The sequence below is a fragment of the Bacteroidales bacterium genome, assembly GCA_021157585.1.
Taxonomy (GTDB): Bacteria; Bacteroidota; Bacteroidia; order Bacteroidales; family UBA12170; genus UBA12170.
Genome location: JAGGWH010000100.1, coordinates 1 through 12375 on the forward strand (window position 1 = coordinate 1; position 12375 = coordinate 12375).

9 protein-coding genes are annotated in these 12375 nt (G+C 33.4%); 4 read left to right on the forward strand and 5 right to left on the reverse strand.

Annotated elements, in window-relative coordinates; translation table 11 throughout:
• Positions 1-274 precede the first annotated feature (274 nt).
• Together J7K39_06660 and J7K39_06665 are read right to left on the reverse strand one after the other, a co-directional pair.
• The gene (locus tag J7K39_06660; GenBank protein MCD6179568.1) at positions 275-1603 is read right to left on the reverse strand and encodes a DEAD/DEAH box helicase; all 1329 of its coding nucleotides are present in this window, start codon (positions 1601-1603) and stop codon (positions 275-277) included.
• Positions 1600-4548 carry a serine hydrolase gene (locus J7K39_06665; GenBank protein MCD6179569.1) on the reverse strand — a complete coding sequence of 983 codons (2949 nt, stop codon included), beginning with the start codon at positions 4546-4548 and terminating at the stop codon, positions 1600-1602. Before J7K39_06665 ends, J7K39_06660 begins: the two co-directional genes overlap by 4 nt.
• Before the next feature lie 208 nt (positions 4549-4756).
• Between J7K39_06665 and J7K39_06670 the strand changes: the two genes are divergently transcribed.
• Entirely contained in the window at positions 4757-6070 is a 1314-nt protein-coding gene (locus J7K39_06670) for a hypothetical protein (GenBank protein MCD6179570.1), read from the forward strand.
• A gap of 33 nt (positions 6071-6103) precedes the next feature.
• Here J7K39_06670 and J7K39_06675 read toward each other — a convergent pair whose 3' ends face one another.
• The 3 genes from J7K39_06675 to J7K39_06685 all read right to left on the reverse strand — a co-directional run bounded on the left by J7K39_06675 (position 6104) and on the right by J7K39_06685 (position 9798).
• The gene (locus tag J7K39_06675) at positions 6104-7009 is read right to left on the reverse strand and encodes a lytic transglycosylase domain-containing protein (protein MCD6179571.1); all 906 of its coding nucleotides are present in this window, start codon (positions 7007-7009) and stop codon (positions 6104-6106) included.
• A gap of 33 nt (positions 7010-7042) precedes the next feature.
• Positions 7043-7588 carry a dTDP-4-dehydrorhamnose 3,5-epimerase gene (gene rfbC / locus J7K39_06680; protein ID MCD6179572.1) on the reverse strand — a complete coding sequence of 182 codons (546 nt, stop codon included), beginning with the start codon at positions 7586-7588 and terminating at the stop codon, positions 7043-7045.
• A gap of 89 nt (positions 7589-7677) precedes the next feature.
• Positions 7678-9798 (reverse strand): S9 family peptidase, encoded by a 2121-nt coding sequence (locus J7K39_06685; GenBank protein ID MCD6179573.1) that lies wholly within the window; start codon positions 9796-9798, stop codon positions 7678-7680.
• Positions 9799-9934: 136 nt separating this feature from the next.
• On the opposite strand from J7K39_06685, the gene ispH reads away from it, so the two are divergent.
• From ispH to J7K39_06700, 3 genes are all read left to right on the forward strand, one after another.
• Complete coding sequence (ispH, locus tag J7K39_06690; GenBank protein ID MCD6179574.1) at positions 9935-10816, forward strand: 4-hydroxy-3-methylbut-2-enyl diphosphate reductase; 882 nt, start codon at positions 9935-9937, stop codon at positions 10814-10816.
• 74 nt (positions 10817-10890) lie between these two features.
• Positions 10891-12012, forward strand: coding sequence for a DNA replication/repair protein RecF (locus J7K39_06695; protein ID MCD6179575.1), 1122 nt, complete (start codon positions 10891-10893; stop codon positions 12010-12012).
• On the forward strand, positions 11999-12298 hold the full coding sequence (locus J7K39_06700) for a DUF721 domain-containing protein (GenBank protein MCD6179576.1): 300 nt from the start codon (positions 11999-12001) through the stop codon (positions 12296-12298). Before J7K39_06695 ends, J7K39_06700 begins: the two co-directional genes overlap by 14 nt.
• Positions 12299-12375 lie beyond the last annotated feature (77 nt).

Genomic DNA, 12375 nt, shown 5'->3' on the forward strand with positions numbered 1-12375 from the left:
GCTTTTGTCTTGAATAAATAGGTAGGCAAAATTACATAATGACTCATAATAAATATTAAATAGCTCTTCAAAAGAATCACTATCTCCATTTTTTATTCTGTTAAAAATTTGGACTTCTCTTTCGTGTATTTTATTAATTTTCATGAAGTATTTTACCTTTCAAAGGTAGTAAATCCAACGGAATATAAAGATTAAGTTTTTGCTCTTTTTTTAATGTAATTTGTGTCGGCAAGTATTCTTTATGCCGAATCAGGCTATTAGATAATGAAAGGAGTTAATCTTTCTTTTTTGAAAAAGATCTGCGAGCTTTTGGCTTTGAGTTGTTTCCATATTTCTTTCGCCCTCCACTTCCTGTCTTTCTTCCACTTCCACCATGGTTTCGGTTGCTTGAATGTGATGGTTTGGATGATTTGTGTTGTGGCTTTCTATGTTGCTGTGATGTTTTCTTAGAAGGAACAAAAGTACCATCATCTTCAAAGGGCTGATCTGATATTATCGGAATCTTTTGATCAATAAGCTTCTGAATATCTTTTAAATAAGACCTTTCTTCTCCATCGCAGAAAGATAATGCAATCCCACTTAAGTTTGCACGACCGGTACGACCTATTCTGTGAATATAAGTCTCCGGAATATTAGGTAAATCGTAATTGATAACGTATGATAGTTCTTCAACATCAATACCACGAGCAGCAATATCTGTTGCAACTAAGATACTTACCTCGCCATTCTTAAAACTCTCTAAGGCTCTTTGTCTGGCTGCCTGTGACTTATTTCCGTGGATAGCCACAGCTTTAATCTGAGCTTTTCCTAACAATCTTACAATTCTGTCTGCTCCGTGTTTTGTACGTGAAAAGATAAGTACAGAACCAAAGACTTCCGTTTGTAAAAGATGTTTTAACAAATTTGTTTTGTTGCTTTTACTCACATAATAAACGGCTTGTTTGACTTTATCTGCGGTGGTTTGTTCGGGATTTATAGTAACCTTTTCGGGATTGCCCAAGATTTTTTGTGATAATGCAACAATTTCTGTCGGCATAGTGGCCGAAAAAAATAAAGATTGTCTTTTAGAAGGGAGTTTCCTAATGATTTTTTTAATATCATGAATAAAACCCATATCCAACATATGATCGGCTTCGTCTAAGACTGAAAATTCAACGTCTTTTAAGGAAATATAACCTTGATCTATTAAGTCTAATAAACGTCCGGGAGTGGCAATTAGAACATCAACTCCTCTTAGCAGAGCTTGTGTTTGTGCCAATTGTTTTACTCCTCCAAAAACAACGGTATTCTTAATTCCTGTGAATTTCCCGTAGGTGGTAAAACTTTCGCCAATTTGCAATGCTAATTCTCGTGTTGGAGTTACTATGAGTGCTTTAACTTTTCGCCTGCCTTTATCCGATTTCTTATTTTGATATAAGTGTTGAATAATGGGAATAGCAAAAGCCGCTGTTTTACCTGTTCCTGTTTGTGCACAACCTAATAAATCTTTTCCTTTTAAAAGAATAGGGATAGACTGTTCTTGAATTGGAGTTGGGTTTTTATAGCCTTCGGCTTCGAGGGCTTTTAAGATAGGAGCAATAACTCCTAATGTTTCAAATGTCATATATTGTTTTTAATAGCATCATAAATTGCTTGATGAATTCGTGTGCGAAAATTAAATTTACTAATTTTATTGTTTTTGGCATCAGGATATACTCTGTTAGATAAGAAAATATAAACTAATTGTTGTTTTGGATCGACCCAGGCATAAGTTCCTGTAAAACCTGAATGACCATAACTTTCTAAGGAAGCACTTTTACAAACGGGACCCAAAGAATCGTAAACGGGATATGGTTTGTCGAAGCCTAATCCTCGTCTGTTTTCTACTTCTTCAAAGTCATATTGATAAGTAGTATATTGGTGGATAATAGAGGAATCAAGAAGCTGTGTACCTGCATAATATCCGTTTTGTAGAAACATTTGGAAAACAGCTGTCAGATCTTCGGCATTGGAGAATAAACCTGCGTGACCACTAACTCCGCCTAACATTGCAGCTCCCGGATCGTGTACATCACCGTGGATTAACTGTTTGCGAAAGATGCTATCATATTCGGTTGGAACTATTCTATCCAAAGCGAACTTTTGTCGAGCTAAGAAGCCTATATTGTGTAATCCCATTGGTTGATAAAACTTCTGCTGAACAAAATTTTCAAGTAATCTATTGCTCTCTAATTCAATTATTTGTCGAAACCAATAAAATCCTAAATCGCTATATTTGTATTCATACTTTTTCCGTAAATCAGAGGTTGAAATTGTATCGTAAATTACAGATGCGTAATTTTTGTCGATATAAAGGTTTTTAGCTACTCTAACAGTATGCTGCTCATCAATTTTATCACTAAAATCTTTTGGATTTAAATTCCCTAAACTATCTAATTCAGATAAATAAAAAGGAATCCAAGGTGTTAGTTGTGCCTGATGGGTGAGAATAGCAGCAATTTTTATTTTTGCTTTATTGGTGTTTTTTAAATAAGGGAGATAATTGGAAATTATGTCATTTGGATCGAATTTATTTTCAGCTTGTAATTTCATTAGTGAGGCTGTTGTAGCCGCAATTTTTGTGATACTGGCTAAGTCGTAAATAGATTTACTGTTAATAGGTTTTTGTTTGGAATACGTCTGGTATCCAAAAGATTTTGAATAAATAATACGACCTTCTTTAGCAACAATTACCTGACACCCGGGAAAGGCTTTCATATTAATGCCTTCAATAACAATACTGTCAATAGTCTGTAATTTTTTACTATCAACTCCTAACTGCTCCGGAAGGGCAAAGCTCAAACGTTCGATACTCTTTAGTTTAAATCCATATCCGTTAGGATATGTTTTAGAAAGAGAAACAGGTAGTTTTCCTTTGATTGATATTGCTCCAAACAGCTGTTGAGCAACTGCTTTAGCTGCAAATTCATTATCTTGATGTGCTATTACGCTTACATCAAATAAAGAATCAATTTCTGAAAATTGTCTGTAGGCCAATGGCCCGCCAAAAAAGCTAAAGATTACTTTATGTTTTTTTGCCAATAGCTTTATGAATTGCCTACTTTCTTTTGTAACATTAAAATTATTGTTGGGGAAAATAGATACTCCTCCAAGAGCAATAATTATCCGATTGTATTCAGCAAGTTGCTTTTCTGTTTTTTGAGCTTGTTCATTTGTAAATGTCTTTGGTAAAGAATAGCTATCAACGATTGAAAATTTACTAATTGTCTCTAAGAATGAATTTTCTGCTTTAAAACCAATATTTAGAACTGCAGTTTTTTCTGAATCTTGAGGAAGAATAGGAATAGTTTTATTATCATTTTTTAATAAAATATTAGCTTCTTCATATAATTGTTGATTTAGAGCAATTGCTTTTGGATTGTTTAAATCTGTTATGAGGTTTTTTAAATCAACCTCCTGTTTATTAAATAATCCTGCTCGGTATTTATATTTGAGGATTTTTTTTACTTTCTCCTCAAAATATGTATGCTCAATTCTGCCGTTATTAAGTGCTGATGAGATGCTTGTAATAGCTTTTGGGACATCTTTGGATAAAAGTAAAAGATCATTTCCGGCAAGCAAAGCCCTGACTTCAATCTCACCGGGCTCTACAAATTTAGTTACTCCATTCATATCTAAAGCATCGGTAACTACCAAGCCTTTAAATTGTAAAGAATTACGTAAAAGTCCATTTATGATTTTTGGCGAAAGGGTAGAAGCTAAATTTGTTTCGTTTTCTAAAGCGGGAATATATAAATGTGCTACCATTATTCCGCTTAGCCCGCTGTTTATCAACTTTTTAAATGGCACTAGCTCAATGGAATCCAGTCGTGCAAAAGAATGATTAATTATGGGCAATGTTTTATGAGAATCATTATCGGTATCGCCATGTCCGGGAAAATGCTTGGCAGTAGCTAAAATATTTTGACTTTGCAATCCGTTTAAATAGGCTAAAGCTTTATCGCTGACTTTTTGTGGATTATCGCCGAAAGAACGACTGTTAATAACCGGATTTTTTGGATTTACATTGATATCTACTACGGGTGCAAAGTTCATATGTAAGCCAATTCGTTGGCATTCTTTTCCGATTTCCTCACCCATTTTATATATCAGACTGTCATTTTCAATACTACCTAATGTCATATTAAAGGGAAAAGAAATAGTAGAATCCAATCGCATTCCTAAACCCCATTCTCCATCAATAGAAGTTAATAATGGAACTCGGCTTAGTTTTTGCCAGACATTGTTTTGCTTGGCCTGTTGCATAGCTCCGGATTTAAAATAACATACTCCCCCTATACCATATTTTTCAATATAATCAGTAATTTCAGGGAGATATGCTTCTCCGGAATTATTGGCTCTTACCATTAAAAGTTGAGCAATGCGCTCTGTTTGGTTTAGCGAATTATATACCGAATCTACCCATGCGGTTTCTGTTTGCGGAGATTTAATTAGGGTATCCACAGTTTGCTGTTGTGCTTGTGCAAAACTAAGTGTAAATATAAATAGGAAGCTAAATAGGTATTTCATTTTTTGACTATCTTCTGCAAAAATAAGATTATACTCGTTGAATTTTTAATGTTTTAAAGAAATTTGCTATGTTTTTGTGTTTTTGAGCTTTAGCGGAGGAAAAAAGCTAATAAAGAATATCAATTATTCAAATATCATAAAAAAGTTGCTAAACAAAAACTTTGGTACGATTATGGTATTTTGCTGTACGAACTTAAACTTGAAAACTATGAAAACGCAAAAAATAACCTTAGGATTTCTTTTCCTTCTTACACTTGTATTCTTCTCATCGTGTACAAAATATGACAGGCCAGCCGAACTTTCTGTAGATGCTCAATCTTTAGAATTTGATAATTATACATTGAATAGAAAATTCAATATTGTAAATATGGGTGATGAGCTGTTAAGTGTTGCAGCCTATTCTGATGAAGAATGGGTTACTGTTATTGGTGGCGATGTCAGACTGTCGCATGCTCAATCAACCATTGTAAGTATTCAAATTAATCCTGAATTTTTTGAGGAATATGGTGTTTATTCGGCAAATTTATTTTTGCAATCAAACGGAGGGAATTATACAATTCCCATTTCGGTTTATTATTATCAATCAGAAGAACCACAATTGGCAGTGGATTTAGATTATTTAAAATTCACATCAAATACAACACAAAATTATTTTACCATTTATAATGATGGCGTAGGGGATATGAATTTTTTACTTGATACCGATGCTTCTTGGGTTCAGTTTTCACAAAATATCGGGACTATTGCTCAGGGCGAAGAACAACGGATTTATGTTGATGTGGACAGAGCAGGGTTGGATGCAGGAATATATTCAACCGAAATTAATATAATTTCTAATGGCGGAAATACTATAATAGATTTGGATATGGATGTGGCAGTTTACAGTATTACATTTTTCAATCCTGTATTTACAACTATAGAAATTCTTAGTCCGGAATTTGACCCGGTACAGATTGAAGCCGGCGAACATTATAGTTTTTTGTTTACTGATAATCCCGCATCTTTTGTTTATACGGCTTCTACTCAAGGAGTAACCGATAGTGGAACGCCTTTAGGAATAAATATTTTATGGGATGAAGAAATTGATGTTTCCGGTTACGATTCTCCTACTTTTAATCTGAATATTAGTGCTGATTATTTCTTTTTGGCGGTGAAAAATACAGGAAATTATTATCTCGATTTATGGAGTATAAATTATGGGAATGATTTTCAGATTGATGATGATTTTTCTATTCCTAATGATGCTATGGAATATGGAGTGGCGTATTATGATGCTTTTGAAGATACAGATATTTATGCCAGATTATCGGGTACGGCTTATGACGTGAAATGGAGTCAGGGAGTGGAATTTGTTTTTCCATGGACTGAAAATCAATCTATTTTATTGGAGAATAATTTTAAGAAATCTACTCTTATACGTGATAATTTAAAATCGAGTTCAACAAAGAGTTTAATGGTGAAGCCATTTAAAAGGTCGGTTACAAAACCAAAAGGATCTATCGATTTATACAATAAAAGATAGATGCTTTAACATTCTTTAATTTAGCTCAAAATACTATTTTGGAATAGAAATAGTATAAGTACGACGAGATTTATTAGCCAAATAGGCTTGTCTAATCCAAGGATTATAAATTTTAAACTCCTTATAGTTTAAGTCGAAGGACTTGGCAAAAGCAGGTATATTGCTTATAGCGGTATCTACGGTTATTTTCTTTAGTTTATAAGGTTTGTAAAGGTCTTTTTTACGAAGATAAAATCCGTAATCTTCGGGTTTTTCCAAGAGGGCTTTAATAGCTAATATTCTATAAACATAGCGTCCGGTTTCTTCACCAAAAATCATATCGTAATAATTGTCTTGTTGTTGGCGTTCGAGTTCTTTCGAGATTTTATTTGTTCCTGCATTATACGAAGCTGCAACTAAAGTCCAGTTGCCATATTTTTCATAAGCTTTATTCAAATATTTACAAGCGGCTTCGGTGGCTAATTCCACATCATAACGTTGGTCTATATCGGCATTTATTTCTAAGCCTAATTCTCTACCCGTATGTTTCATAATTTGCCATATTCCGGTTGCCCCTGCCGGTGAAACAATCTGACTTAATCCACTTTCGGCAACAGCTAAATATTTAAAGTCGTCGGGAATATTATTTTCTTTTAAAATGGGTTCAATAACAGGAAACCAACGCTGTGCTTTTTTAATAAGAAAAATAGAAGAAGAATGAAAATATGTATTTACTGTCATTTCTCGTTCTAAAGCTTCTTTAACGTAAAATTTGTTGAGGGGAACTTTCTCATCTGCAAATTTTATATTATGAGGGATTTCAACAGCAAATACCTTAATATTATCTTCAAATCCGGATTGATATGTTTCATTATTGACTTCGTATTTATTGCTAAAACTAAAGCTGATAAGTATAATAATAAAAATACCGCTAACAATTGGGAATAATGTTTTTTTCATTTTAATGTGTTGATTAATTATGGTTTATATTATTTAAAATGGACTGATAAAATCTTTGAATAATGGACTTATTTTATCTTTTTCTGAAAGTAATGGTTTAATATTGCTTCCCCAATTAATATTCAAATCAGGATCATTCCAAAGTATACTTCCTTCGGATTGTTTATTGTAAACGTTGGTGCACTTATAAAAAAATACGGTATTATCTTCTAAAGTAATAAAACCATGTGCCATTCCGGGAGGTATCCAATACATAAATTTATTATCTTCGGTTAATTCAATAGATTCCCATTGCCCAAATGTTGAAGACGATTTTCGTAAGTCAACGGCAACATCTAAAACAGCACCTTTCATAACACGAACTAATTTTCCTTGTGCATAAGGTGGCTTTTGAAAATGTAGTCCACGTAATACTCCTTTCATCGATTTTGACTCATTATCTTGGACAAAATTTTGGTCAATACCTTTTGAGAGAAATAGTTCTTTATTATAGGATTCGAAAAAGTAACCTCTGTCGTCTTTGTAAATGTTTGGTTTAAGAATTAGAAGGTTGGGGATTTTAGTTGTAATAATTTCCATAATTGTTCAATTATTTTATGTTTTTTTTTGTCACCTAATACTAAAATAGAAAGCGAGTGCGGCTTTATTGTCGCACTCGCTTTTGTAAATTAATTATAAAAAGGAGTTACTCCTAAATTTGCAAATACAAATGCCCATATATCGGTATATTCTTCAATAATTTGTTCTGTTGATTTACCGGCACCGTGACCGGCTTTTGTTTCTATACGGATAATTACAGGGTTCGCACCACCTTGCTTGGATTGCAATTCGGCAGCAAATTTAAAACTATGTGCAGGAACTACACGGTCGTCGTGATCGGCAGTGGTTATAAGAGTTGCAGGGTATTTAGTTGTAGCATGTATATTGTGATATGGCGAATATTTTGCCAAATTAAGAAATTGAATAGAATCTTCTGATGTACCATAATCAGGAGCCCAAAAATATCCTATGGTAAATTTATGATAACGAAGCATATCCATAACGCCAACGGCAGGAAGAGCGACTTTAAATAGTTCGGGACGCTGAGTCATACAGGCTCCTACTAACAATCCTCCGTTAGATCCGCCACGAATAGCTAATTTATCACTATTTGTATAATTATTATCAATCAAATATTCAGCGGCAGCTATAAAATCGTCAAATACATTTTGTTTGTTTAATTTAGTTCCGGCCTGATGCCATTCTTCACCAAATTCGCCACCACCACGTAAGTTAGGCACAGCATAAACGCCGCCATTTTCCAAAAAAATCAAGTTCGCTATACTGAAACTGGGTTTAAGGCTAATGTTAAATCCTCCATAGCCATAAAGTAAAGTTGGGTTATTACCGTTTAGTTCTAAATCTTTTTTATGAGTAATAAACATAGGAATTTGAGTTCCATCTTTACTGCTGTAAAAAACCTGTTTTGTTTCATATTTATCAAAATCAAAATCAATTTCAGATTTTCTGTAAACTGTACTTATGTTTGTTTCTATATCGTATTTATATGCAACATTTGGAGAGGTAAAAGAAGTAAAAGAGTAAAAAGCTATATTACTATCTTTATCGCCGGTAAAACCACTAACACTTCCCAGTCCGGGAAACTCTACTTCGTGAATTTGTTCGCCATATAAATTAAAAACAAAAGCTTGCGAAGCCGCATTGTGCATATAGTTAGCAATAATTTTTCCGCCATTGATGCTAACACCATCTAAAACATCATCAGCTTCTGCTAATATTTCTTTACGAGATTGAGTCTTATCTTCAATATTAAGTGCAAATAGTTTGTTTTTTGGAGCTTCTTTATTAGTCATAATAAAAAGTGTATTCCCTATATTGTTTACAATGTAAGTCTGATAATCGTAAGATTCTTCAATAGGAATGAACTCTCCTTTTTTATCTTTGGCCTTTTTGTAATAAAGTGAATTTCCGCGTGTTGAGGGTGTGCTTCCGCTAAGCACTATTATACTTTCGTCATCGGTAGTATATATACTCCACATATACATTGGGTTAGTAGGATCTTCATAAATCAATTCATCATCAGCCTGTTTTGTTCCTACTTTGTGGAAATAAACTTTGTTGTTTTTGTTTACACCTTTAAGCTTATCACCTTCGGCAGGTTCGTCAAAACGACCATAGAAAAAGCCATCGCCTAACCACGACATACCGGAGAATTTTATCCATTTAAGGTGGTCATCCATTTTTAATCCGCTCTCAACATCGATTACAAATATTTCGCGCCAATCAGAACCGCCCGAAGAAATGCTGTAAGCAGCGTATTTACCATTTTTTGAAAAAGACAAACCACTCAGAGCTACTGTCCCATCTTCGGAAAATGTATTTGGATCGAGAAAAACACGGGGCTCACCCTCTAAATCGTCCATTTGATAAATAACGGCTTGCTGTTGTAGACCGTCATTTTTGGAATAATACCAATAATCGCCTCGTTTGTATGGTAAGCCATATTTTGGGTAATCCCAGATTTGGGTTAAACGTGATTTGATGCTTTCACGAAAAGGTATAGTTTTTAAATAATTGAAAGTAACTTCGTTTTCGGCTTTAACCCAAGCTTTAGTTTCTTCAGAATTATCATCTTCTAACCAGCGAAAAGGATCGGCAACTTCTGTGCCGAAATAATTGTCGACTACATATCCTTTTTCTGTTATAGGATAATGAAGGCGATCTTTTGGCTGCGTGCATGAAGTAACAAGGAAGCCAATTAAAACAAAATAAAACAATACTTTTTTCATATATTTAGGAATTAATTTTGACAAAGATAAGTTGACAAAAATTTCGTATAAAATTAATAAAAATTTACCTTGAAATAGGATTTTATTTTCTGCTTGAAATTAATTGATTTTAATTTATTTGTAATTTTAACTTTCGATGAAGATAGATATTCAAATTGATCCCGGTGCAGGGCCTTGCTTTGGTGTTCAGAGAGCTATTCAGATGGCTGAAGAGCTTTTGAAGAAACAAGACAGTCTTGCTTGTTTGGGCGATTTGATTCATAATGAAGAAGAGGTTAATCGTTTGAAAAGTAAAGGTTTACAAGTTGTATTCCATTGTAAAATAGTGGAGCAGAGTGGAAAAAAATTACTTCTTAGAGCACATGGAGAGCCTCCTTCTACATTTCGTATAGCAGAAAATTACGATGTTGAATTAATTGATGCTACTTGTCCAATTGTTAGTAGATTACAGAAAAAAGTGGCAAAGGCTTGCGAACAAATGATGGTACAAAAAGGACAAGTAATATTATTTGGCGATATAAATCATGCTGAAATAATTGCTCTGAAAGGATTTTGTAAGGGCGAACTTCATATTGTAAGAGATATTAGTGATTTAGAAAAATTGAATCCGGCAAAACCTACCATATTCTTTTCGCAAACAACTAAATATAAGTCTGATTATCTTAAAGTTGTAAAGGCTTATAGGCAGATGAGAAAGAAAGGAGAATATACTGAATACCCTTTGAAAGTTGTTAGCTCTGTATGTAAGCAGATAGCTAAACGTGATTTGCAATTAATAGACTTTTTACAGAATAAAGATGTATTGGTTTTTGTAAGTGGAAAAGAAAGCTCAAACGGAAATAATTTATTTAGAGTAGGGGCTAAGCAAGTGAAAAAAGCCTATTTTATTTCTAATTCAAATGAGTTGAAAGCTGATTGGTTTATGTCGGTAAAAAATATTGCTATCTCCGGAGCTACTTCAACACCACTGTGGCTTTTAAAGAAAACATATTCTCGTATAGAAGAATTGTTAAGTTAGTTATAGTAGCCTGCATTTATACTCGTATCACATTCTAATTTTATTATCTTTGATGTAAAAATAAATAGACTTTCATGTATCTTAAACGACTTAAATTCACCAACTTTAAAAATTATTCTGAAGCAGAATTGCAGTTGTCGCCTCGCATAAATTGTTTTATTGGGCAAAATGGTGCAGGAAAAACTAATGTGTTGGATGCTATTTATTATCTTTCTTTTTGTAAAAGCTATTTTAATCCTATTGATTCTCAAAATATTCGTCATAAAGAGGAGTTTTTTGCCATTCATGGCGACTATGTCCGACAACAAAATGCAATAGATAAAGTACATTGCTTATTAAAACGTAATCAAAATAAGCAGTTTAAGTTAAATGAAAAGAAATACAATCGCTTGGCAGACCATATTGGCCTTATCCCTTTAGTAATGATTTCGCCTTACGATAGGGATTTGATTAATAATGGGAGTGAGGTTCGTAGAAAATATATTGATGGTGTTGTTTCTCAATTCGATAAGAAATATTTGAATGATATTCTGGACTATAATAAAGTTCTGCTACAGCGGAATACTCTCTTAAAACATTTTGCCGAACGTAGATATTTTGACGAAGCGGCACTAGACATTTGGAATGTGAAATTGGCAAAGCTGGGACATGAGGTTGTTGCTAAACGTAAGGCTTTTGTGGATGAGTTTATACCTATTTTTCAAGAATACTTTAAATTGATTAGTGGTGGAAACGAAACCGTTGAGCTAAACTACCGCTCTGCTCTTTGCAACTCTAAAATGGAGGATTTATTAAAAGAAAATTTGGCTAAAGATAGAGTTGTACGTTATACTTCGGTAGGTGCTCATAAAGACGATTTAGATTTTTTAATTGATGGTTTTCCTATAAAGAAATATGGTTCGCAAGGACAGCAAAAATCGTATGTAATTGCAATCAGATTAGCTCAGTTTGAGTTTATGCGTAAAATAAAATCATATAAACCTATTTTATTGTTAGATGATGTTTTTGATAAACTGGATATGCAAAGAGTTAAGCAGTTGATACGTTTGGTTAGTGAGGAGAATTTTGGACAAGTTTTTATTACCGATACTCAAAGAGAGAGGGTGGAACGACTTTTTGATGCAACTAATTTAGACCATAGTTTGTTTGAAGTTGTAAAAGGAACAGTTAAAGAAATTGGTAATGGGCGGATTTAGAAAAAATGATGAAAAGAAAATAGATGAGGTTTTTCATGAGCTTTTACGAGCTTATGGCATTTCGCGTAAATATGATGAACATCGACTGAAAAGCGAATGGGAAAATATCGTTGGTAAAACCATTGCTCATCAAACATTATCTTTGGTTATTGATAAAGAAATAATGTATGTTCGTCTAAAATCACCCGCATTACGTCAAGAGTTATCTTATTCCAAAGGTAAGTTAGTAGATAAGCTAAACGGTATTGTTGGAAAAGATCTGATTAGAGATATTATTTTTTTGTAATCATTCAAAGAAGAAGCTCCTGTTTTTGGGTTTCTTCCATTTTGAATAAATTTATTTGTTATAGTCAAAATACTTAG

What these genes read in the sequence shown, in the direction of transcription:
- J7K39_06660 (MCD6179568.1), bottom strand. Translation starts at nt 1,603, where the DNA reads ATGACATTTGAAACATTAGGAGTTATTGCTCCTATCTTAAAAGCCCTC.
- J7K39_06665 (MCD6179569.1), bottom strand. Translation starts at nt 4,548, where the DNA reads ATGAAATACCTATTTAGCTTCCTATTTATATTTACACTTAGTTTTGCA.
- J7K39_06670 (MCD6179570.1), top strand. Translation starts at nt 4,757, where the DNA reads ATGAAAACGCAAAAAATAACCTTAGGATTTCTTTTCCTTCTTACACTT.
- J7K39_06675 (MCD6179571.1), bottom strand. Translation starts at nt 7,009, where the DNA reads ATGAAAAAAACATTATTCCCAATTGTTAGCGGTATTTTTATTATTATA.
- rfbC (MCD6179572.1), bottom strand. Translation starts at nt 7,588, where the DNA reads ATGGAAATTATTACAACTAAAATCCCCAACCTTCTAATTCTTAAACCA.
- J7K39_06685 (MCD6179573.1), bottom strand. Translation starts at nt 9,798, where the DNA reads ATGAAAAAAGTATTGTTTTATTTTGTTTTAATTGGCTTCCTTGTTACT.
- ispH (MCD6179574.1), top strand. Translation starts at nt 9,935, where the DNA reads ATGAAGATAGATATTCAAATTGATCCCGGTGCAGGGCCTTGCTTTGGT.
- J7K39_06695 (MCD6179575.1), top strand. Translation starts at nt 10,891, where the DNA reads ATGTATCTTAAACGACTTAAATTCACCAACTTTAAAAATTATTCTGAA.
- J7K39_06700 (MCD6179576.1), top strand. Translation starts at nt 11,999, where the DNA reads ATGGGCGGATTTAGAAAAAATGATGAAAAGAAAATAGATGAGGTTTTT.